The 23,105-nt window shown below is 51.7% G+C and carries 20 protein-coding genes and 2 pseudogenes; 7 read left to right on the forward strand and 15 right to left on the reverse strand.

What is annotated here, in order from left to right:
- Positions 1–191: 191 nt before the first annotated feature.
- From purL to purC, 6 genes are all read right to left on the reverse strand, one after another.
- On the reverse strand, positions 192–2,423 hold the full coding sequence (purL, locus tag QUF18_RS11465; RefSeq protein ID WP_289387241.1) for a phosphoribosylformylglycinamidine synthase subunit PurL: 2,232 nt from the start codon (positions 2,421–2,423) through the stop codon (positions 192–194).
- Positions 2,424–2,522: 99 nt separating this feature from the next.
- Positions 2,523–2,921, reverse strand: a complete 399-nt coding sequence (locus QUF18_RS11470) for a hypothetical protein (RefSeq protein WP_289387242.1) — start codon at positions 2,919–2,921, stop codon at positions 2,523–2,525.
- 88 nt (positions 2,922–3,009) lie between these two features.
- Positions 3,010–3,663: a glutathione S-transferase family protein gene (locus QUF18_RS11475; RefSeq protein ID WP_289387243.1), complete on the reverse strand. Its 654-nt coding sequence runs from the start codon at positions 3,661–3,663 to the stop codon at positions 3,010–3,012.
- Between the two features lie 83 nt (positions 3,664–3,746).
- Positions 3,747–4,418: a phosphoribosylformylglycinamidine synthase subunit PurQ gene (gene purQ, locus QUF18_RS11480; RefSeq protein ID WP_289387244.1), complete on the reverse strand. Its 672-nt coding sequence runs from the start codon at positions 4,416–4,418 to the stop codon at positions 3,747–3,749.
- 148 nt (positions 4,419–4,566) lie between these two features.
- Positions 4,567–4,809, reverse strand: a complete 243-nt coding sequence (gene purS, locus QUF18_RS11485; protein ID WP_289387245.1) for a phosphoribosylformylglycinamidine synthase subunit PurS — start codon at positions 4,807–4,809, stop codon at positions 4,567–4,569.
- Positions 4,810–4,913: 104 nt separating this feature from the next.
- Complete coding sequence (gene purC / locus QUF18_RS11490; RefSeq protein ID WP_113944938.1) at positions 4,914–5,678, reverse strand: phosphoribosylaminoimidazolesuccinocarboxamide synthase; 765 nt, start codon at positions 5,676–5,678, stop codon at positions 4,914–4,916.
- A 317-nt stretch (positions 5,679–5,995) separates the two neighbouring features.
- On the opposite strand from purC, the gene QUF18_RS11495 reads away from it, so the two are divergent.
- Entirely contained in the window at positions 5,996–6,316 is a 321-nt protein-coding gene (locus QUF18_RS11495; protein WP_289387246.1) for a DUF1476 domain-containing protein, read from the forward strand.
- Positions 6,317–6,470: 154 nt separating this feature from the next.
- On the forward strand, positions 6,471–7,244 hold the full coding sequence (locus QUF18_RS11500) for an HpcH/HpaI aldolase family protein (protein WP_289387247.1): 774 nt from the start codon (positions 6,471–6,473) through the stop codon (positions 7,242–7,244).
- Between the two features lie 44 nt (positions 7,245–7,288).
- On the opposite strand, the gene QUF18_RS11505 is transcribed toward QUF18_RS11500, so the two are convergent.
- On the reverse strand, positions 7,289–7,837 hold the full coding sequence (locus QUF18_RS11505; protein ID WP_289387248.1) for an RBBP9/YdeN family alpha/beta hydrolase: 549 nt from the start codon (positions 7,835–7,837) through the stop codon (positions 7,289–7,291).
- 324 nt (positions 7,838–8,161) lie between these two features.
- Between QUF18_RS11505 and QUF18_RS11510 the strand changes: the two are divergent.
- Positions 8,162–8,959: pseudogene (locus QUF18_RS11510) on the forward strand (VOC family protein); the annotation flags it as partial.
- Positions 8,960–9,173: 214 nt separating this feature from the next.
- Here the strand turns inward: QUF18_RS11510 and purB are convergent.
- The 7 genes from purB to QUF18_RS11545 all read right to left on the reverse strand — a co-directional run bounded on the left by purB (position 9,174) and on the right by QUF18_RS11545 (position 16,521).
- Positions 9,174–10,475, reverse strand: coding sequence for an adenylosuccinate lyase (purB, locus tag QUF18_RS11515; RefSeq protein WP_289387249.1), 1,302 nt, complete (start codon positions 10,473–10,475; stop codon positions 9,174–9,176).
- A 146-nt stretch (positions 10,476–10,621) separates the two neighbouring features.
- Positions 10,622–11,299, reverse strand: coding sequence for a ribulose-phosphate 3-epimerase (gene rpe / locus QUF18_RS11520; RefSeq protein WP_289387251.1), 678 nt, complete (start codon positions 11,297–11,299; stop codon positions 10,622–10,624).
- Between the two features lie 114 nt (positions 11,300–11,413).
- The gene (locus QUF18_RS11525) at positions 11,414–12,337 is read right to left on the reverse strand and encodes a lipid A biosynthesis lauroyl acyltransferase (protein WP_289387252.1); all 924 of its coding nucleotides are present in this window, start codon (positions 12,335–12,337) and stop codon (positions 11,414–11,416) included.
- Between the two features lie 99 nt (positions 12,338–12,436).
- Positions 12,437–13,465, reverse strand: coding sequence for a zinc-binding dehydrogenase (locus QUF18_RS11530; protein ID WP_289387253.1), 1,029 nt, complete (start codon positions 13,463–13,465; stop codon positions 12,437–12,439).
- Between the two features lie 49 nt (positions 13,466–13,514).
- Positions 13,515–14,789 carry a beta-ketoacyl-ACP synthase gene (locus tag QUF18_RS11535; protein WP_289387254.1) on the reverse strand — a complete coding sequence of 425 codons (1,275 nt, stop codon included), beginning with the start codon at positions 14,787–14,789 and terminating at the stop codon, positions 13,515–13,517.
- Positions 14,790–14,801: 12 nt separating this feature from the next.
- A complete protein-coding gene (locus QUF18_RS11540; RefSeq protein ID WP_289387255.1) occupies positions 14,802–15,965 on the reverse strand; it encodes a beta-ketoacyl-ACP synthase in 1,164 nt (387 codons plus the stop codon).
- A gap of 274 nt (positions 15,966–16,239) precedes the next feature.
- A complete protein-coding gene (locus tag QUF18_RS11545) occupies positions 16,240–16,521 on the reverse strand; it encodes an acyl carrier protein (RefSeq protein ID WP_113944948.1) in 282 nt (93 codons plus the stop codon).
- 476 nt (positions 16,522–16,997) lie between these two features.
- On the opposite strand from QUF18_RS11545, the gene QUF18_RS11550 reads away from it, so the two are divergent.
- The 4 genes and pseudogenes from QUF18_RS11550 (at position 16,998) to QUF18_RS11565 (ending at position 21,877) form a co-directional block, all read left to right on the forward strand.
- On the forward strand, positions 16,998–17,954 hold the full coding sequence (locus QUF18_RS11550) for an AEC family transporter (RefSeq protein WP_289387257.1): 957 nt from the start codon (positions 16,998–17,000) through the stop codon (positions 17,952–17,954).
- Positions 17,955–18,084: 130 nt separating this feature from the next.
- Positions 18,085–19,542 (forward strand): NAD-dependent succinate-semialdehyde dehydrogenase, encoded by a 1,458-nt coding sequence (locus tag QUF18_RS11555; RefSeq protein WP_289387258.1) that lies wholly within the window; start codon positions 18,085–18,087, stop codon positions 19,540–19,542.
- 347 nt (positions 19,543–19,889) lie between these two features.
- Positions 19,890–20,615: pseudogene (locus QUF18_RS11560) on the forward strand (DUF1045 domain-containing protein); the annotation flags it as partial.
- 122 nt (positions 20,616–20,737) lie between these two features.
- On the forward strand, positions 20,738–21,877 hold the full coding sequence (locus QUF18_RS11565) for an alpha-D-ribose 1-methylphosphonate 5-triphosphate diphosphatase (RefSeq protein WP_289387530.1): 1,140 nt from the start codon (positions 20,738–20,740) through the stop codon (positions 21,875–21,877).
- Positions 21,878–22,050: 173 nt separating this feature from the next.
- Here QUF18_RS11565 and dusA read toward each other — a convergent pair whose 3' ends face one another.
- On the reverse strand, positions 22,051–23,097 hold the full coding sequence (dusA, locus tag QUF18_RS11570) for a tRNA dihydrouridine(20/20a) synthase DusA (protein WP_374806612.1): 1,047 nt from the start codon (positions 23,095–23,097) through the stop codon (positions 22,051–22,053).
- Positions 23,098–23,105: the final 8 nt, after the last annotated feature.

The following is a 23,105-nucleotide window of genomic DNA, read 5'->3' on the forward strand; positions in this document are numbered from 1 at the left end:
CCTCCGAGAGCATTTTTTCTGATCAGAGCGTATCGCGGTCAATGTTTTCTACCGCGCCCGCTCTGTTTTTGTTTGAGCGCGTATCTTGTCCAAAATGGTTTTACCGTTTGGGGATACGTATTTAAATTGGAGCCTGCGTCTCGGTGTTTCAAGACGCAGGCTTCGTTATTAACCGTTATTAAAATCTAGTATCAGATTTCGCCGTTCATATAGTCAGGGAACCATGATTCATAGGCCTGATGCAACTGTTCAACAGATACAGGCTTTGCCGAACCAAGAATAACAGATTTACCGCCGGTACGGCCGATCAAAGGTGTTGAAATACCGGCTTTTTCTGCACGGCTCTGTACCTGCGACAGATTGCCTTCGGTCACAGTCAGCACATAGCGTCCCTGATCTTCACCGAAGAAAGTGAGAACTGGATTATGTGCCGCTGGTTCATTGATGGTTGCGCCGATTTCGCCTTTGATGGCCATTTCAGCAACAGCCTGTGCCAGACCGCCCGATGAGCAATCGTGAACAGCTGTCACCAGACCATCTTCAATCAGGCTGCGAACGAAGTCACCGGTCGCTTTTTCATGCGCGAGATCAACATGCGGAGCAGGGCCGTCGATGCGGTTGTGAACGTCACGCATATAGGCGGACTGGGCAATATGTGTGCCCCAGCCTTCCGGTGCGCCAGCAAGCAGAATGGCTTCGCCTTCACCCGCAAAACGGATGCGTGCCATTTTCGACCAGTCTTTGATCAGGCCAACGCCGCCGATGGTCGGTGTCGGCAGAATGCCCTGACCATTGGTTTCGTTGTAGAGCGAGACGTTACCGGAAACGATCGGGAATTCCAGCACGCGGCAGGCTTCGCCGATACCTTTGATTGCATGAACCAGCTGGCTCATGATTTCAGGGCGCTCAGGATTACCGAAATTGAGGTTGTCGGTTGAAGCAAGTGGTGTTGCGCCGGTTGCTGTTAGGTTGCGCCAGCATTCGGCAACAGCCTGCTTGCCGCCTTCAAACGGATCTGCTTCCACATAACGCGGTGTTACGTCGGAGGAGAAAGCCAGAGCTTTGGTTTCATGACCTTCAACGCGGATCACACCGGCATCGCCACCTGGCAATTGCAGGGAATTGCCCTGAATCAGCGTGTCATATTGTTCATAAACCCAGCGGCGGGATGAACCATTGGCAGAGTTGAGTAGCTTGATCAGGCTGTCTGCAATATCGGCTGAAGGTACATCATCGGCAGCAAGCGCTTTTGGCGCAACAGCCGGTGTCCACGGACGATCATATTCCGGAGCCTCATCACCGAGTTCTTTAATCGGCAGATCGGCAACCTGTTCGCCCTGATGGAAGACGCGGAAACGCAGATCATCGGTGGTTTTACCAACGATTGCAAAATCCAGACCCCACTTTTTGAAGATCGCCTGTGCTTCTGCTTCCTGTTCCGGACGCAGCACCATCAGCATGCGTTCCTGGCTTTCCGAGAGCATCATTTCATAGGCAGACATCTGCTCTTCGCGCACCGGTACGGTGTCGAGATTCAGCTCAATGCCGAGATCGCCTTTGGCGCCCATTTCAACGGCGGAGCAGGTGAGACCGGCAGCGCCCATATCCTGAATGGCGATAACTGCACCGGAAGCCATCAGCTCAAGGCAGGCTTCAAGCAAACACTTTTCGGTAAAAGGATCACCAACCTGAACGGTCGGGCGCTTTTCATCTATCGATTCATCAAACTCAGCCGATGCCATGGTCGCGCCGCCAACGCCGTCACGACCGGTTTTTGCACCGAGATAAACGACCGGCAGACCAACGCCTTCCGCTTTGGAATAGAAAATCGCATCGGATTTTGCGAGACCGGCTGCAAAAGCATTGACGAGGATATTGCCGTTGTAACGGGCGTCGAATTCTACTTCACCACCAACAGTTGGTACGCCGAATGCATTGCCGTAACCGCCAACGCCGGAAACAACACCGGAAACGAGGTGACGGGTCTTAGGGTGTTCAGGCGCACCAAAGCGCAGCGCATTCATCGCTGCAACAGGGCGGGCACCCATGGTGAACACGTCACGCAGGATGCCGCCAACGCCGGTCGCCGCGCCCTGATAAGGCTCGATGTAAGACGGGTGGTTGTGGCTTTCCATTTTGAAAACAACGCAATCGCCGTCGTCAATATCAACAACACCGGCATTTTCACCCGGGCCCTGAATAACGCGCGGGCCGGTTGTCGGCAACGTGCGCAGCCATTTCTTGGAGGATTTATACGAGCAATGCTCGTTCCACATAGCTGAGAAAATACCCAGCTCCGTAAAGCTTGGCTCACGACCAATCAGGTCAAGAATGCGCTGGTATTCATCGGGTTTGAGGCCGTGCGCGGCAATCAGTTCCGGTGTGATCGGGTAATCATTACGGATTGACTTTTTGCTGTCCATATCGGTGTCGCTGTCTTCTTTGATCTGGGAGCCTGAGCTCGGATATGTGATTGGTGTGATACTTATTAAACTTTTAGCAGCTTCGCTGGCTTTGTTTTATTAGCAGCTTCGCTGGCCGGACGCCCAGCGCGCTGTATCGCGCTCGATGCGCTCCGCAAGCGGGCTTTGCATTAACGGGCCGAAACGTTCCATGCGCCCCGGATTACCTTCTGCCTGTACAACCAGCAAAGGCCGGTCATTCGGGTTCTTTGCAGGGACTACGAGAATACGCGGGCGGCCGGTATAGGAAACCAGTTCCGGCGCAAGGGTATATTGGCGAAACTGAGGGTCGCCGGATTTAAACCAGCATTGCCTTGCACCAAGCGCCACGCGCTCCATGGTTGCCAAGGCTGTATGACTAACATTACCTGTTGCCGGAGGCGGTGGTTTTTTAGACGCGAGACATCCGCTGAGAGCAACTGCGGACAAAGCCATTACAATACCATGCGCCAATTTCATTAAAAACTAAGCTCCGCAGAGGAATGATATGAGAACTATAAGTGGGCAGAGCCTGAACATGATGATGAGGCTCTGCCGATTTGTTTGATTAGCTTGCAGCTTTTGCTATCGCTTTTCTGGCATCGTGCATTTCACCCAGCACAGATGCGATTTCAGGAATGCCCTGTGCATTGGTCTGATAGCCTTCAATCTTTGGGAAATCTTCCAAGATGGCTTCAAAACCAGGGAAACGACGCAGGCTTTCCAGCAGATAACGGGTAGGTGCCAGCCATGCATCCGCCAGTGTAACATCTTCGCCAAGGGCGTAAGGGCCGGAAGAAATACGATCTTCAATGGTTTTCAGCGCATGACGCACATGATTGAAGATTTTGGTGGTTTTTTCCCCCGGAAACGGATTGGCAGGGCCAGCCAGCAAGACCGGAATGATCGACGGCAGAACATCCAGATCGAGCAGGCGCATAATAATGCGAATCTGTGCGCGGTCTTTCGGATCGGCAGGCAGCATCGGCTTTTCAGGAAAGCGTTCTTCCAGATATTCAGCAATAACGGAGGCTTCGAACAGGGTCTCACCCGAGCCGGTAATCAGAACCGGAATACGGCGCATCGGTGAGATTTCCCGAAACTCTTCCGGTAGCGGTGGTCCGGCAGGTGCATCAACCAGTTTTAAGGGCAGATTTTTGACCTCAGCAATAATGCGGATAAAGGCGCAGTAAGGTGATAAAGGCTTGTTATAGAGCTTCATAGTACTTCCTCCCGTTATGCTGTTGTCATGTTATGCAGAAAATGCCCGCGCAGCATCCTAGCTTCAAGCGGGCAATTTCATTTTTACGAAGCAAGGCGCTCCAGAGCAGATGCGAACAATGCACGCCCGTCAGTACCGCCATGCGCCTGTTCGATCAGGTTTTCCGGATGCGGCATCATGCCAAGAATATTGCCCTGAGCATTGGTAATACCTGCAATGTCATTGACTGAACCGTTCGGATTGGTGCCTTCCGCATAACGGAACACAACCTGACCATTGTCTTCAATCGATTTCAGCACATCGCTTTCAGCAAAATAATTGCCGTCATGATGGGCAACAGGGCTGCGGATGATCTGACCCTGTTCATAGCCACGTGTGAACGCTGTCTGGTTGTTGGCAACTTCCAGCTTCACTTCACGGCAGACAAATTTCAGCGATGTGTTGCGCATCAGCGCACCCGGTAGCAAGCCTGCTTCAAGCAGAATCTGGAAGCCGTTACAGACACCGATCACGCGCACACCGGCTTCAGCCTTTTTACGCAATGCCTGCATCACCGGCATACGGGCAGCAATCGCGCCGCAGCGCAGATAGTCGCCATAGGAGAAACCGCCGGGAATGACGATCAGGTCAACATCAGGAATTTCGGTATCGGTCTGCCACACGGTCTGCGGAGCTTTACCGCCGATTTTGGTCAGCGCGGCGATCATGTCGCGGTCGCGGTTCAGACCCGGAAGAAGGATAACTGCTGATTTCATAATGCAGATTACTCTCTTTAAATCCAATGCAGTTTCAGACGAGTCAGAGCGAAAATGCAATCAGTTTTGCAACTGATTATTCGCTTATGCCTTAGCTGCTTCAATGACTCTTTGAAATATGACGCTGAACTGCGCCAAAATAAAGAGATCAGGCGATATCGAAGCTGTAATCTTCAATTACCGTATTGGCGAGAAGCTTTTCGCACATGGCTTTCAGCTCGGTTTCAGCCTGTGCTTTATCTGCGGTCTCAAGAACAACATCAAAAACCTTGCCCTGACGGACAGAGTTGACGCCATCAAAGCCGAGGCTGCCGAGAGCGCCGACAATAGCTTTACCCTGAGGGTCAAGAACGCCGTTTTTCAGTGTGACGGTGACGCGTGCCTTAATCACTTTGTTATCCTGTATTTTAAAAGAGGAGATGCGCAGTATCCGGTTGAGATACTGCCTGAAACACACAGCCCGGAAAGCGGCAAACTTCCCGGGCTGAAATTGACTTATTTAACCAGTGTCGGGCCGGAAGGGCGCGGCGGCTCGTTCTCGTTCATAATGCCGAGACGGCGTGCCACTTCCTGATAGGCTTCAACAAGACCACCCATATCGCGGCGGAAACGGTCTTTGTCCATTTTCTCATTGGTCGCGACATCCCAGAGGCGGGCTGAGTCCGGCGAAATTTCATCGGCCAGAACCACACGCATCATGTCACCTTCGAACAGACGGCCGCACTCGATTTTGAAATCGACCAGCTGAATGCCGACGCCGAGGAACAGACCGGTGAGGAAGTCGTTGATACGAATGGCAAGCGCCATAATATCATCGAGTTCCGCAGGGCTGGCCCAGCCAAAGGCAGTGATGTGCTCTTCAGAGACCATCGGGTCATCAAGCGCATCGGCTTTGTAGTAGAATTCAATGATTGAACGCGGCAGAACGGTGCCTTCTTCAATCCCCAGACGCTTGGCAAGCGAGCCGGCTGCAACATTGCGCACGACGACTTCAAGCGGAATGATCTCGACTTCTTTAATCAACTGCTCGCGCATGTTAACGCGGCGGATGAAGTGGGTCGGAATGCCGATCTTGTTCAACTGTGTAAAGATGTATTCGGAGATGCGGTTGTTCAGCACTCCTTTGCCATCGATCACTTCATGCTTCTTAGCATTGAAAGCGGTGGCGTCATCTTTGAAAAACTGAATGAGAGTGCCTGGCTCCGGTCCTTCGTAAAGGATCTTGGCCTTGCCTTCGTAAATACGGCGGCGTCGATTCATGGGGTTTAGGAACCTCTGGGGTTTGCTGAGACCGTTTTGAGACGTCCCGTCTCATCCCGATGTTTCAGGAAGCGGCCACTGCAGCCGCAATGTCTGCGTTCCCTAGCGCAAATGAGACGTTTAAACAATCATCCTTTATGCCGCGATGATGTTTTTCAGCGATTGTTTTATGCTTTTTCTGTGTGTGGCCTCTGGTTGTGCCATTGTGTCAACCCTATATGCCTAATGCAACGATACACTTTGGTGTGATTTTGTGGCCTGAGAAGATTTGAAACAGCAGTCACCATCGGCCAAAACAACGGATATATGAGGGACCTATGAGCGGAATGGACGAACGTCGTAATACTTTCGAGAATAAATTTGCCCATGACGAAGATTTGCGTTTTCGTGCCATTGCACGACGCAATAAGCTGCTCGGTCTCTGGGCTGCAGAAAAACTCGGTAAAACCGGCGAAGATGCACAGGCCTATGCGATGGAAGTTGTGCGTGCGGATTTTGAAGAAGTCGGCGATGAAGATGTTATCCGTAAAGTTGCCGGTGATCTCAGCGCAGCATCCGTGAATGTCAGTGATGCTGAATTGCGCGCACAATTGCTGGATCTGCTGGAAGAAGCTGCCAAACAAATCAGCGCTGAATAATCAGCCTTTATAGAATCTATGAGAAGCCGTCCGGAACATTCCGGGCGGCTTTTTTATTAGGCATTGAACAGGAAGGCATGGACGTTGTTTTTATTGCGCTTTAAGATCGGGTTTCGGGAATATTCTGAAATATAAGACACATACAGGTGCATTCATGACAACATCACTTTCTCTGGCTGAGCGTTTACGCTCCGGCGAAACCATCCGCTCTGCATGGAGTACAATCTCTGATCCGCTCTTGCTGGAAAGCATCAGCGCTCTGGGCTTTGATGCCATCACGCTGGATATGCAGCATGGCTCGCACACAGAGCAGGGGATTTGTCAGGGGATTGGCGCTGTAAAAGCTTCTGGTAAGCCAGTGGTTGTGCGCATTCCGGTCGGCCGCTTCGATACTGCCAGCCGTGCTTTGGATTTTGGCGCTCATGCCGTGATCGCGCCGATGATTAACTCGACGGATGAGGCTAAGGCCTTTGCTGCATCAATGAAATATCCGCCACTTGGCGAGCGTTCATGGGGCCCGTTGCGCAGTGGAGCCGGCTATGGGCAACCTGGTTCTCATGACTATTTGCAGGCGGCCAATCAGCAGACATTGAGCTTTGCGATGATTGAGACCCGTGCAGCCTATGAGGCGCTGGATGCGATTCTGGCTGTTGACGGTATTGATGGTGTATTTGTCGGACCTGCAGATTTCTCAATTGCCTGGAGTAATGGTTTTGAAGCCAATCCATACTCTGAAGATATTGTGGAGCCGCTGACAAAAATTTCTCAAAGGGCAGCAGCGCATAATAAGCTGGCTGGCATTTATGCCCCTGATAGCGCTTTTGCTAAACGATATCACGCCTTGGGTTATCGTTTTATAACGCTGGCTTCAGATCGCGGTTATCTGGCAGCGGGTGCAGCAGCCATGCTGAAAGCGTGGGACGAGTGACAATATAATAAAAAGCCGTTCAGAGTATGAACGGCTTTTTTGTTTCAGAGTTTGGATAGAAACTGTGTGAAGACCATAGTGCCTTCCGGCCAAGGGCCATGTCCTGATTCCGCATTGATATGACCGGCTTCACCGGCATCAATCAGTAGCGAACCCCAGGCCGCTGCAATATCTTCCGCCGCCTCATATTTCGAAAACGGATCATTGCGGCTGGCAATTGTAATTGCCGGAAACGGCAGACGCTCGCGCGGATAGGGGCCGAAGGTCATCAGATGTTTCGGGCGGATTGTTTCATCCAGTACATCCGGCGGCGCAACAAAGAAGCCGCCGACAACCTTGTCTTTAATATGCGGAAGTGCATGCAGAGCTGTCGGCACGCCTAACGAGTGCGCGACCAGCACGACCGGCTTGGTGGCTTCCTCAACATGCTTGATGAGCGAGGCAACCCAGTCGTCGCGGACAGGCTTTGACCATTCGGCTTGCTGCACACGACGGGCTGTGGAGAGCTTATTCTCCCAGCGTGTCTGCCAGTGATCAGGACCGGAATTGGTGTAGCCGGGAATGATGAGGATATCTGCGTCTTTAACTTTCATATGCCTGATTTACTCTGCCTGAAGCGTTTATTCAATATTGGTTCTGCGCGACTGGCCGATGCGGAGCGCGCAATTTCTGTTGTCTTTCATATTATTATTCTGAAGTCAGATTTAAAGAGCAAATTGAGACTGTTTCTTCTGAGTAGACAGTTTCGTGTTTAATCCGGCCATTGTATCTTAAAATATGAACAGCGTGTTTGCCGCTCCGAGGATTGCAACTTATCAACCTACAAGCGATGTATAGATTATGTGAAAGTAACCGCTACCCTGTTATTGCTGGCAAGACTATGCGGCTACAGGAATAGGAATGAGAATATGAGCAAATTACCGTTTGCAGTCACACGTCCTGCCTATGTTGAACGCGTTGGCCTGAAATCGCGCGATGCTGAAACGCTTGCGCACTATTATGAAGAAATTGTCGGCTTGCGCGAAATGGCACGCCGCGGCTCTTCGATTGTTCTTGGGGCCGGTGGTCGTGAATTGCTGGAAATTGAACAATCTTCGGCATTGAAACAGGACGATCCGCGTAGTGCAGGTCTGTTTCATACCGCATTTTTGTTGCCGCAACGTGCTGATCTGGCGCGCTGGATCAGACGTGCGATTGACAAGCAATTGCCGGTTGCCGGTGCTTCTGACCATGCGGTGAGCGAGGCCGTTTATCTTACCGACCCTGATGGCAACGGTATTGAGATTTATACCGACCGCGCACCGGAAACATGGCTATGGAACGGCGATCAGGTGCATATGGTCACCGATGCAATGGATGTGAACGGTCTTTTGCAAGAGCTGAACAATGCGCCGTCTGAATGGACAAAAGCACCGGAAGGCACTGTTGTTGGTCACGTGCATCTGCGTGTCGGGCAAATCCAGCCTGCGGATGACTGGTGGCATGATGAACTGGCTTTCGATACGGTCGCAAAATACGGCTCAAAAGCTGTGTTTCTATCATCCGGCGGCTATCATCACCACATTGCCAATAATATCTGGCAGAGCGCTGGTGCCGGAAAACGTGATCTCGATCGCAGCGGTCTGTCTTTTGTCCAGATCAATGATACGCGGGACGTAAAAACTCGTGTTGTTGATGATCCGTGGGGGAATGAGATCCGCATCAATAAAATCTGAGTATCTGATCTAAAAGTCGCCCGACTTGGCTGCAAATGGCAATTTTCTGTGCTTCGGTACTCACGTACTATCAGTACGCTCCGTTCCGATGCTCGCAAATCACCATTTTCGCTGGCGTCTGCCGCTTTTTGATACAGATACAAATGCTCTGGAATGTAAAAGCCCCGCCTGAATTTTCAGGCGGGGCTTTTTTATTGCTTGAATATAAGCTGGATTACTTAAAAACGCGGTTGAAAATCGTATCAATGTGCTTGGTATGATAAGCGAGATCAAATTTCTCGCGGATCTGCTCTTCGGAGAGTGCTGCGCGAACTTCCGCATCAGCAAGCAGTTCTTCAAGGAAGTCTTTACCTTGTTCCCAGACTTTCATCGCATTGCGCTGTACCAGACGGTATGAATCTTCACGGGATACGCCTGCCTGAGTGAGCGCCAGCAGTACACGCTGCGAATGTACCAGACCACGGAACTTGTTCAGGTTGTTCATCATGTTTTCAGGATAAACAAGCAGCTTCTCGATTACGCCGGTCAGACGGGCGAGGGCGAAGTCGAGCGTGATCGTCGCATCAGGGCCGATCATGCGCTCAACGGAGGAGTGCGAAATATCGCGCTCATGCCACAGAGCCACGTTTTCCATTGCAGGCAGCGCCATCGAGCGAACCATGCGGGCAAGACCGGTAAGGTTTTCTGTCAGCACCGGATTGCGCTTATGCGGCATTGCAGAAGAACCCTTCTGACCCGGTGAGAAATATTCTTCTGCTTCCAGCACTTCTGTGCGCTGCAAATGACGAATTTCAACCGACAGGCGCTCAACAGAGGATGCGATAACCGCCAGAACCGAGAAATACATGGCATGACGATCACGCGGGATAACCTGCGTGGAAACCGGCTCGGCTTTCATGCCGAGCGACTTGGCAACATGTTCTTCAACGCGCGGGTCGATATTGGCGAATGTGCCAACCGCACCGGAGATTGCGCAGGTCGCGATTTCTTCACGTGCTGCAACCAGACGGGCGCGGCAGCGTTCAAATTCTGCATAGGCCAGTGCCATTTTAACGCCGAAAGTGATCGGTTCAGCGTGGATACCATGGCTGCGGCCGATGGTGATGGTATCTTTATGCTCGTAAGCACGGGTTTTCAGCGCTGCCAGCAGCTTGTCGAGATCAGCGAGCAGCAGGTCACTTGCACGCATCAGCTGCACGTTGAAGCAAGTGTCGAGAACGTCCGACGAAGTCATACCCTGATGGATGAAACGGCTGTCAGGACCAACAAATTCAGCAAGATGGGTGAGGAATGCGATCACGTCATGTTTGGTGACAGCTTCGATCTCATCAATACGGGCAACATCAAACTTGGCCGCGCCGCCTTTTTCCCAGATGGTTTTTGCGGATTCTTTCGGGATAACGCCGATTTCAGCCAGCGCATCGCAGGCATGAGCTTCAATCTCAAACCAGATGCGGAATTTGGTTTCCGGCGACCAGATGGCAACCATTTCAGGGCGGGAATAGCGCGGGATCATGTGCGTTTCCTAAAGTAACTAGATGGGAGAACCGGTGAACCGGTCGTTTTAAAAATTTCAGGCGGATATTTGGTTTATTTACGTATTTTTACGGAAAACCGGTTCCCACTTTTCCTATAATACTCGCCCGCCTGTTAATCAAAATCTTATGCGCGGCCTTGTTCGGCAGCTTTGCGGATTGCCTCGACATTCGTGCGGTAACCTTCAAGATTACCGGCTTTATAAATGGAGGAACCGGCCACCAGAGAATTGGCACCGGCTTTTGCAGCAGCACCGGCATTTTCTGCGGTAACACCACCGTCAATCTGCAAATCAATCGGGCGGTTGCCGATGAGCGCATTGAGCTGCGTAATCTTCGGCAGCATGGAGGTGATGAATTTCTGACCGCCGAAGCCCGGATTAACTGTCATTGCCAGAATGAGATCAACATCATCAATCACATTTTCAAGCACAGAGGCAGGGGTGCCCGGATTGATCGCTACACCGGCTTTTTTGCCGAGGTTGCGGATTGCTTGCAGCGAGCGGTGCAGGTGAGGGCCAGCCTCGGCATGAATTGTGATGATGTCCGAACCGGCTTTGGCAAAGGCTTCCAGATAAGGATCACAAGGGGCAATCATCAAATGCGTGTCGAACACTGCATCTGTGTGCGGGCGGATTGCCTTTACCACATCCGGACCAAAGGTGATATTTGGAACAAAGTGACCATCCATCACGTCGATATGAATCCAGTCTGCACCAGCTGTCACAACATCTTTGATTTCCTGACCGAGCTTGGAAAAGTCAGAAGCGAGAATAGAAGGTGCAATGATAATCGGGCGGGACATGAGGAGATCCTTGTTTCTAAGCCTTGAGCGAGGTTCTGTTCCGTTTGCAGGCGGTTAGCATGCTATGCGTGTCCATACAAGTTTATGTGAGGTCGCATATAGCTAAAGTTGCGGTTAGCCCCAGCGTTTGTGGAACCACATCCATTGACCGGGATATTCGCGTACCCAGCCCTCAACCGTATCATTGAGCAACTGAGCTGTGGCGGCAATATCAACCTGACCGCTTTCATCACGCGGCAGTTCCATGCGTTCCGACAATTCCAGCCGGTAGCGACCGCCGGGCAAACGGATACAGCGTGCCGGATAAACATCACAATCATACTGACGTGCCAGCTTTGCCAAAAGCGGATTGGTTTTAACAGGCTGATTAAAGAATGTGCTTGGAACGCCGCGGGCAAATTTCTGGTCAACCAGCATGCCAACATTGTCATTCTGACCGAGTACCGCTGCCAGCGACCATGCCGCACCGGCTTTGGACGGCACCAGATGTCCCATATTGGTGCGGCGTGCTTTCAGCACTTTGCGGGCGACAAACGGATTGTTCGGCGGACGGAAGAGGGCGGTAACATTGAGGCCGAAAGTTGCAGCGCAAATAGGCAGTAGTTCAAAATTACCGGTATGCGCGGTGAAGAAAATATGCGGCTTCTTCTCATCGAGCAGACGGCGGAAGATTTCTTCGCCCTCAACTTCAATCAGGCCTTTTTCTTTCGCGTCCGGATCAAAATCAAAGATTGCATCGAGAAAGACATATTCAGCCAGCAAGCGCGCCATGCTGTCCCACATTTCCAGCGCGATTTCTTCAATCTCCTGAGGCGATTTCTCAGGATAGGCATTGGCGAGATTGCGTGTTGCCACTTTATGACGTGACGACAACGGGCCGATTTTGCGTGCAACCCACGCAGAAAAACGAATGGCGGCTTTGGCTGGCAGCAAACGTAAGAATGCCAGCAGAAGAAAGACTGCCTGCGCCCATAGCCAGTAATTGGCAATTTTCAATTTTTGCCAATATTTGAACGCAAGGAGTTTCAGCTTGAACATAAAGTGCCTTAAGTCTGGATAAATTTACAGCGTCCTGTGTTTTCGAGCCTATTCCGAAAACACAGGACGCTGTCATAAATACGCGTTAAAAACGCAGGATCAATCAATCGTCAGAATGATTTTGCCGAAGACGTCACGGCTTTCCATACGCTTCAAAACACTGTCGATCTGGTCAAAGCCAACCACAGTATCAATTACTGGAGAGACAACGCCCTGCGCCATTTTCTGCATAGCATCGGCCATGTTTTCCATGCGGCAACCAAACGAGCCAAACAATTTGAGCTGCTGCTGGAACAGCATCATCAGGTTCATGCTGGTGGAAACACCGGAGGTGGAGCCGCAAGTTACCAGACGGCCACCGCGCTTGAGCGACAGCATCGAACCAGCCCATGTATCGGCACCAACATGCTCGAACACCACGTCGACGCCTTTTTTCTTGGTGAGCTTACGCATCACGCCTTCAAAGCGGTCTTCACGGTAGTTGATAACGTGATCTGCACCAAGTGCTTTGGCTTTTTCGATTTTATCATCAGAGCCGACAGTGGTGTAAACGGTGCAACCCATTTTCTTAGCAAGCTGAATAGCAGCAGTACCAATGCCTGAACCACCGGCCTGAATCAGGATGCTTTCACCCGGCTGCAGCTTGGCATTGTCGAACAGCATATGTTCAACCGTGCCGAAAGTGACAGGAGCAACAGCCGCACCAATAGCATCAACACCCGGAGGTGCTGCGACCAGCAAACGGGCTGGCAGGTTCACGGCTTCACAGGCAAAACCATCAAGATGGAAACCATGCACACCTGAAACATGTTCGCAAAGATTGTCGCGGCCTTCGCGGCAGGCTTTACACAGGCCACAGGTGCGTGCGCCGTAGATCGACACCAGCTGCCCCGGAAGCACATTGGATACGCCTTCACCGATGGCGGTGACAACGCCGGATGCTTCCGCACCGATGACCAGAGGCATTTTACGCTTGGCAAAAGCCATGCCGCGCCAGCCCCATACGTCGATATGGTTGAGGGCAACCGCTTTAATATTGACGGTAACTTCACCAAAGCCCGGCTTTTCAGGAGCCGGAATATCGGTGATTTCCAAACGGCGGTCATCTAGGAGCTGTAAAGCGCGCATATTGTGATCTTATCCTTATTATTTTGAGTGCCTGATCGGAGTTGCGCGCTTAAAGCGGCGCTGCAACCACGAGGCTGGCATTCTGACCGCCAAAGCCGAACGAGTTCGACAGAATGGCGGTAACATTAGCATCCCGTTTTACATTAGGCACCACGTCAAGCGGAATAGCCGGATCAGGATTGTCGTAATTGACGGTCGGCGGCAAGGTGCCTGTCTGAATGGTCAGCAGCGAGAACACGGCTTCAATCGCACCGGCAGCAGTCAGTGTATGACCGATCATCGATTTGTTGGAAGAGACCGGAATTGAGCTGATGCGTTCACCGAAGACGGAGGACAGAGTGTGATACTCCATCTTGTCATTTTCTGGTGTCGATGTGCCATGCGCGTTGACATAGCTGATATCGTCAATGGTCAGACCGGCATCATCCAGTGCTGCACGCACAGTTGCGATAGCCGGTGAAGCATCAGGGCTGGAGCGGGTGCGGTGGAAATCATCCGCTTTTTCACCGCAGCCTTTGAGAATGCCGAGGATTTTTGCACCACGAGCAATTGCGCTTTCCAGCGATTCCATCACCAGTGCGCCGGAACCTTCAGCCATGGTGAAACCATCGCGATCCTTGCTGAATGGCTTGGAAGCCTTATGCGGCTGATCATTCTGGGTGGACAGAGCCGAGAGCAGCGAGAAGCGGATCAGGGCTTCAGCCGATACGGAACCGTCAGTGCCGATAGCCAGAACGCGATCGCTTTCGCCACGGCGAATGGCTTCAACGCCGGACTGAATAGCCGTAGCACCCGAAGCACAAGCGGTGGACATAGTCACCGGCAGGCCGCGTGTGCCGAAAATATCGGCCAGACGCTCGGCAATATAGCCGAACTGTGTAGTGTTAAATTCGTCCATACGCGGATTGGCACGGCAAGCTTCCAGCAGCAACTGATAGCTTGGCTCACCTTGATTTTTCACCAGAGCATCCAGTGCAAAGCGGCTTTTCCAGTCCAGTTCAACCGGCGGTGCTGCCAGAAACAGCGGGCCACCGAAGTCAGTGACCGACAGGCCGGATTGGGCAATGGCTTCTTCACCGGCGAGACGTGCCAGTTTTTCAGACAGAGCAGATGCGCCGATTGTGCTTTCCGGCAGGAAATCCACAGTACCAGCGATGCGGGTTTTGAGATTCTCAGTTGGGAAACGATTGATTTCGTGAATACCGGACTGACCGCCGGTCAGGGCGTTCCAGTTATCTTCTTTGCCGGTTCCCAGCGGGGAAACAACACCGGCGCCGGTAATGGCAACGAGAGGGCGGCCGAGATGATCGGTAAATTTGGACATGATGAACTCCGATCAGGCTTTAACAATAATAGCTGCACCCTCGGAGCGGGTGGCTCCGACAGTGAGTGCTGTGGCGCGATCCAGCGCACCGCTGCGTGCTGCTTCATCACCGGATAGCGGCGCAAAAGCTTCGCCTTTCCAGACACTGAGCGCGGCAAGAGCAAGAGCCAGCGGGAACTGGGCTTCGCGCATATGCCCGAACAGGCCGGATACGCCACGATAGCTGGCACCTTTAGCGCTCAAAGCGGCTTTTTCTGCGGCTGTCGGTTGATGAGCGCCGGATGCGCCTGTAACAACAAAGCTGTTATCTTCAATCAGCGCGGAAACAGCAGCGGTAAGGTCTTCCTTGGCGCGACGAATTTGGCCACTGGAGATAGATGCGATTTCACCATAGGCGCGAGCGCCACGGGCTTTGGCATGTTCGGCTTCTTCGAGAACGAGGAAGATGCCGCCGGAACCGGTGATCATGCCGCCGCCCTGGGAGCCTTCACGCGCCCAGACCGGAGCCCAGCCGTCGGACTTCAGGAAGCCGCCAAGCTCGTGGCCGAGCAGCATGTCGAAATGTTCAGCATTATAAGAACCGCCAACGAGCGCATGCGTGCTCTGGCCGGTGCGGATGCGGGCTGCTGCGGTTTCCACAGCGGAAATGCCTGAGCCTTCTTCGCCCATGAATGTGCGCGATGATCCGGTAACTTTATGAACAATTGAAATATTACCGGCAAGAAGGTTGGAAAGCTGAGCCAGAAACAGCGTCGGGCGCAGTTCTGTGGAGAGCTTTTCGTTGAGCATCATGCCTGGACTATTATTGCCACGGCCTGCATCGAGAATTTGTGTGTCGACGCTGATATCGCGTTCGCCGCCACCGGCGCTCACAATCATATCCATCGTCGAGCAAAGCGCTTCATTTTCTTCAATACCGGCATCTTGCAGGGCAAGACCTGCCGCATAGGTGCCGAGACGCTGCCATGTTTCCATCTGGCGCTGGTCTGAGCGTTTTGGGATCTGCTGTGACCAGTCAACTTCGCTTAAGGGATGAACTGTGTAAGGAGCGAAATTCTCTGTATCGAGCTTCGGTTGCACATCCTTCGAGGTGAGGGCAGACCAATGGGCATCCACACCTTCACCCAGAGAGGTGATGAGGCCGATGCCGGTGATGAGAACTTTTTTGCTGTGCATGAGCTGCTCGCTTGATTTCCGGTCGTTACTTACCCGAAGGCAGGATCTGACAGTGGACTGATATCCAAAGGGGCAATCGCCCCAAATGACTGTTTAACCCAAATAGCTATTTAACAATGACAAAAGCCGCATCAAGCGGCGATCAATGTTTTGTGATTGATTATCACATTTAGTAGTCCGTCGTGTTTAAGAAAACACGAGGTTACATGCCACTGCCTGTAAAAAGACGCGCAGCATGGCTTTTTATCCACACTGCGCGTCAATTTAACTTAAATTAAGCCTGCTTGGCAGCGACGAGTTCGTCGATTTTGGCGCAGAGATTCTTCAGAACGAAGTAAGCTTCAGTATCGGCTTTGCCTTCGTTAACTTCCTGAGTCCACTGTTCCAGAGGAATTTTGATGCCGAAAGCTTTATCAATCGCGAAAACGATATCGAGGAAATCGAGGCTATCAATGCCCAGATCATCGATTGTGTGGCTTTCTGGCGTAATGGAAGCGCGGTCAATTTCGCTGGTTTCAGCAATAATATCAGCTACTTTGTCAAATGTTGAGGACAATTTGATAATCCTTGTATCAGGCCCGAACCAGCAGGCATCGTTGTTTAATCAGGGCGTGTCTAGCGTTTTTCGCTCAAAAGGGAAAGATATATTCCCCCTCTGAGTAAGACCCTGAGAATATGAAGCTCACCGGCTTATACTATTTTGCCACAGCAAAAGCTAAATACGATGAGCGATCTTTGCACAGAACCATTCCTGACCTGACATATGAGGCAGGAAAAACGCTGCTTTTAAAAACTACACTCGTCCGGTCTGAAAACTGTTTCAGATGCTCCGGTTGATTTTTCATATTGCGCAAATTTATGAAGAAATCAGTAAGAGTTTGGTAATGCGTAAAACAAATAATCAGAGCGGTTTCAACGATTCAATTATAACTGACATAACTGGAACCGCTCACTATTTATACATCACTGTGGGAATCACAGATGATGTATAGCGCAGATTTCATGCGGCATTACAGATAAGTATGGTGAAATATGGGTCTCGCGGCTACAATTACAATCATCTTCAGCATCATTATGCTTGGCTACATATTTGCACGCTTGAAGATTTTAAGCGATGCGACCGGCGATGGTCTTGCTGATTTTGTTTTTGTGGTATCCACGCCGCTGCTGTTATTCCGCACAATGATGACTGCCGACTTCAGTATGGGAAGCCCGTGGGAACTATGGCTGGTCTATTTTACCGGCGTGATCGTGGCATGGACAGCCGCGCATTGCGGCATAAGGTGGATGTTCGGCCGCGACCGGCGCGCAGGCGTTGTGGCTGGTGTGACCGGAGCTTTCTCTAATCTGGTCTTTCTCGGTATGCCGCTTATGCTCGGTGTTTACGGGCAAGAGGGGCTTGTTATCATCTCGCTGATTATCTCGGTTCATATGCCCTTGATGATGGCTGCATCGCTGATGCTCAATGAATGGGCGTTGCGCAAAGATGGTGTTATCAGCGGCGAGACCGGCAAGTTAGATACGATCATCAAATTTTTCACGACCTTGCTACGTAATCCGCTGGTGATTGGTATTCTTAGCGGCTGGCTGGTGCGCCTTTCAGGCTTTTCGATTCCGCAATTGCCGATGCAGTTGATTTCGATGCTGGCCGATGTTTCGGGGCCTCTGGCTCTGTTCGCTATGGGAATGGGGCTGAAGAAATTCGGCATTTCCGGCAATGTCATGGCTGCTGGCGTGAATGCATCTTTCAAACTGCTGCTGATGCCTGCCGTGGTTTTTGCGGCTGCGTGGTTTGTTGGTCTGCCGCCTTTAACTGCTAAGGTTGCGATTACCGCTGCGGCGCTGCCGTCCGGCGTCAATTCCTATCTGATTGCCACACGATTCGGCGTCGGGCAGGGGCTGTCTTCAACCTCGATGGTGCTGGCAACGGCGGCCTCTGCTCTGACACTGGCAATGTGGATTGCTCTGGCGCAGGCCGTCTGGGGTTGAGGCGGTTGTTGTAGCGCTATAATTCCACGCTTTCCCTTGACTTTAGGCCAGTGTCATCCCTTGAATGGAACGGGAAAACAAGCATGTAAATATGAGGAAATTTGCATGTATTGTCTTGAGGAGAGAGAGTATGACGGCAAATACCAGCCGGTTTATCAAACAGGCTAATCTGATTGGCGGTCAGTGGGTTGCTGCAGACAGTGGTGCCACAATTGATGTGATTAATCCGGCAACCGGCAAGGTGCTGGGAACTGTTCCGAAATCCGGTAAAGCAGAGACTGTGCGCGCGATTGAAGCTGCTGCACAGGCGTTTAAAACATGGCGCAAAACCACAGCCAATGAACGCGCGCAGAAAATGCGCAAATTGCATGATCTGATCCTGACCAATCTGGATGCGCTGGCTGAAATTCTGACCATGGAGCAGGGGAAATCGCTGACCGAGGCCAAAGGCGAGGTGGCAAGTTCTGCTGCCTATATTCTTTGGTATGCGGAAGAAGCACGGCGCGTTTATGGCGATGTGGTGCCGTCCCCTTGGGCAGACCGGCGCATTATGGTGACGAAAGAGCCGGTGGGTGTTGTCGCTGCGATTACGCCGTGGAACTTTCCGTCATCCATGCTGGCGCGTAAAATCGGCCCTGCTTTGGCATCGGGGTGTACGGTTGTGGTCAAACCGGCAACGCAAACACCATATTCCGGTCTTGTCTGGGGTGTGTTGTGTGAAGAGGTGGGCATCCCTGCCGGTGTCGTCAATATTCTCACCGGCTCGGCCAGTGAAATCGGTGGTGAGCTGACCCGTAATCCGCAAATTGCCAAACTGACTTTCACTGGTTCAACAGCGGTGGGCAAGCTTTTAATGAAGCAGACGGCAGGCACAGTCAAAAAGGTTTCGATGGAACTGGGTGGCAATGCGCCTTTCATTGTTTTTGATGATGCTGATCTGGATCGTGCCGTGGCGGGAGCGATTGCTGCAAAATTCCGCAATTCCGGCCAAACCTGTGTTTGTACCAACCGGTTTTTTGTCCAATCCAAGATTTATGCCCGCTTTATTGAGAAATTCACGGCAGCCGTGGAGCAGCTTAAAATCGGCAACGGGCTGGAAGACGGTACACAGCAAGGCCCGCTGATTGATATGAACGCAGTTGAGAAGATTGAAGAATTTATCGCTGATGCCGTGAAAAAAGGCGGACGTGTTGTAACCGGAGGTCAGCGGCATGCGCTGGGCGGTACTTATTTTGAACCGACTGTGATTGCCGATGCCAAACCGCGAATGCGCTTCACCAAAGAAGAGATTTTTGGCCCCGTTGCACCGGTCTATAAATTTAAATCCGAAGAAGATGTGATTGAGCAGGCCAATAATACGGAATATGGTCTCGCTTGTTATTTCTATACGCAGGATCTCGGCCGTGCTTTCCGTGTGATGGAAGGCTTGAAATATGGTCTGGTCGGCGTCAATGAGGGGCTGATTTCAACTGTGGAAGCACCGTTCGGCGGTTTGAAAGAATCGGGGCTTGGTAAAGAAGGCGGGCATCAGGGAATCGAGGATTATCTTGATACCAAATATGTCTGCATCGGCGGTCTGGGGCTGTAAATCCGGCAAAATCACAATCATGCGGATGGCACATCATATTGCGTGCCATTCGTTTTATGCCTGAAAGTTTTGGCAGCTATGGAAATTCTGATTGCCTGTCCTATGTTGCAATCGTGCCTACCGGCTTGATTTGAAAATTGTTCAGTTGTGTTTGTTTTTAAAGATTTTTTCTAAAAGCCGGTTCGATGTTTTTTCTAATTTTTGGGGTATATAGGCGTTTTTTGGCGTTTTGTCATAATAGGTGCGGACTATAGGTTTATAGAGCCCGCATCATCAGGCCTCTTATGATAAAGCATTGCGGCTTACGTCTGACATGCCGGTTCGTGAACCTGTGAAAAGGGATTTTTATGCGTTACGGAATTTATTTTACACCATCCGCTCATGATCCGCTGTTGCGCGTAGCCGCCAACTGGCTTGGACGCAATGCGTTTAACGGTATGGTCGTCCGCACGCCGGTCATTGGTTCTGTTAGTCCTGAAGAAGTGAGCGCGCTGACAGAAGAGCCGCGCCGTTATGGTTTTCATGCGACACTGAAAGCACCGTTCCGTCTGCATGAGGATTACGAAGAGCATCACCTGCTTGCTTGTCTGATGCATTTTGCTTCGGCCTATCAGGCGGTGCAGTTGCCGCGTCTTAAAGTGTCACAGATCGGACCGTTCTTTGCGCTGGTGCCTGCAGAGCCTTGTGACGAGCTGCAACAGTTGGCCAATGATGTGGTTGTGCATTTCGAGCGCTTCCGTGCGCCGCTGAATGAGCAGGAAATGGCCAAGCGCAAGCCGGAAAAAATGGATGCAATTCATCGTGCCAATCTCGACCAGTGGGGCTATCCTTATGTGTTCGAGCAGTTCCGCTTTCATATGACACTCACCGGCGCGGTGCCGGAAGAAAAGCAGGCGCATGTGCGCACTGTGCTGGAAGAATTTTTTGCACCGGTGCTGAGCGATCCTGTCAAAATCACCAATCTGGCTCTGTTTACCGAAGCAGAATCAGGTGTACCATTCGAAGTCCATTCTCTGCATCCCTTAACGGGCAAGCCCGTTGGTCACTCCTTAACAGACAAGACTGTAGGGCAGACTTCGGCAGGCAAACCTGTTACAGCTCAGAACATGAATTCAGTTGAAAAGCAGGCGGTAAAACTCGCCGCTGAGTAAGCATTTAATTTGTAAGAGAAAATATGTCCGCTTCCGATAAGACTATGCCTGCTGAAACAATCCTGACCAATGCACGGATTGTCCTTCCTGATGAAATCATCACCGGTACGGTTGTGATGCGCGAGGGAAAAATTGCTGCGATTGATAATACAATCACGGCCTCTGGCAAGGATATGGAAGGTGACTATCTGATACCGGGGCTGGTGGAGCTACATACCGACCATCTGGAAGGTCATTATGCACCCCGCCCGAAAGTACGCTGGAACCCGCTGGCGGCTATTCAGGCGCATGATGCGCAGATTGCCGCCTCGGGAATCACCACTGTGTTTGATGCTTTGCGCGTCGGGCATGACGGTGAGTGTGAAGTTGTTATTGATGACATGTTGCTGCTGGCCGATGCCTTGCAGGCCGCGCAAAGCCAAGGTCGTTTGCGCTCGGAACATTATCTGCATCTGCGCTGCGAAGTGTCGTCCAATGATTGTATCAGCGCTTTTGAACGTCTGCGCGGTGCGTCTGGTGTGCGTCTTGCCTCTCTTATGGATCATGCGCCGGGGCAGCGCCAGTTTCCAGATATGGAATCTTACCGTATTTATTTCATGCGTAAGAACAAAGTCAGCGAAAGTGATTATCAGGCCTATTGTGATCGCCGTGTTGGTGAATCACAGCGCAATTCGACAACAAACCGCGCTTTGATTGCTGATTATTGCCATGCAAATGGCATTATGCTGGCAAGCCATGATGATGCGACAGTCGCGCATGTGAATGAATCTGTAGCGCATGGTGTGGCGGTTGCCGAGTTTCCGACCACGGTTGAAGCCGCAGCGGCATCACACGCCAACGGTATTGGTGTGATGATGGGCGGGCCGAATGTGGTGCGCGGCGGTTCGCATTCCGGTAACGTGTCGGCACTGGAACTGGCTGAAAAAGGCTATCTCGATATTATCTCGTCGGATTATATCCCTTTCAGCATGTTGCAGGGTGCTTTCAATCTTGCGCATGTGGTTGAGCATATTGATCTGCCTCAGGCTATCCGTATGGTCAGCACGAATCCGGCCAAAGCTGTGGGCATGACAGATCGTGGCTCAATCGCAGAAGGTTTGCGTGCTGATCTCGTGCGCGTGAATGCCATCGACGATGTGCCGGTGGTGCGCTCGGTCTGGCGTGAATCCAAAAGAGTAAGCTGATATCAGGGCTCTGACGGTCTGCAAATGGCGTTTCTTTGCGCTTCCGGTGCTCATTTACCAAATGTACATTCCGCTCCGGTTCTCAAGAACCACCATTTTCGCCTCGTCATAACCCAAATCTCAAGCTGCTCTGCAGAGCGCTTCGATCTTTGGGATGCTTGAATGGACGTGAATTATTCCGCCGCCTGTTCCGCACGGGCGGCGTTGTTTTCTTCCACTTCCGCAGCGGTTTCACACATCACCTGATAGGCTTTACGGATGGTTTTGCTGTCCGCATCATTGCGCGTGGCATCCGTCGAGAGAATCTGCCGCCAGCGGCGTGATCCGGCCTGCCCCTGAAACAACCCGACCATATGACGTGAAACATGCGTGAGACGGCCACCATCAGCAATATGCCGGTCTGAATAATCACACATAATATCCAGCACATCCTCCATGGAGAGAGGGGCGGTTTCATCACCATAAACAAGGCGATCCACGTCGCGCAGAACCATTGGTGTATGATAGGCGGTTCTGCCCATCATAACGCCGTCTGTATGCTGTAAATGGAGCGCTGTTGCCTCCATACTGGTAATGCCGCCATTAATGCCGATAAAATGCTGCGGATAATCCTGTTTCAGACGATACACGCGGTCATAGTCCAGTGGCGGGATATCGCGGTTCTCTTTCGGTGATAGTCCCTGCAACCATGCTTTACGGGCGTGTACCCAGAGCGCGTCTGCACCCTCTGCAATTACCATGCGGCTGAGTTCCGACAGTGCGACTTCCTGATCCTGATCGTCCACGCCGATACGGCATTTTACTGTGACCGGAATGTTCACTGTCTGCTTCATCGCGGCAACGCAATCTGCAACCAGCTGTGGTGTCAGCATCAAACAGGCACCGAAAGCACCGGATTGCACGCGATCTGACGGGCAGCCGACATTGAGATTGATCTCATCATAGCCGAAGGACTCGCCGATTTTTGCTGCTTCCGAAAGCTTCACCGGATCAGAGCCGCCAAGCTGCAAAGCGACCGGATGTTCTTGATCGGAGAAGCCTAGCAAACGGTCGCGTTTGCCATGAATAGCGGCATCAGCCACCACCATTTCCGTATAGAGCAGGGTATGGCGTGTCAGAAGACGATGCAGAAAACGGCAATGCCTGTCCGTCCAGTCGAGCATGGGCGCTATGGAAAAGGTTTTGGCGGCATAGAGTTTAGCTGGTGTGGTCACAATCATCTTCTTTA

Origin of the sequence: Pseudochrobactrum kiredjianiae (genome assembly GCF_030362795.1) — a bacterium.
In the GTDB taxonomy this organism is placed as follows: Bacteria; Pseudomonadota; Alphaproteobacteria; order Rhizobiales; family Rhizobiaceae; genus Pseudochrobactrum; species Pseudochrobactrum kiredjianiae.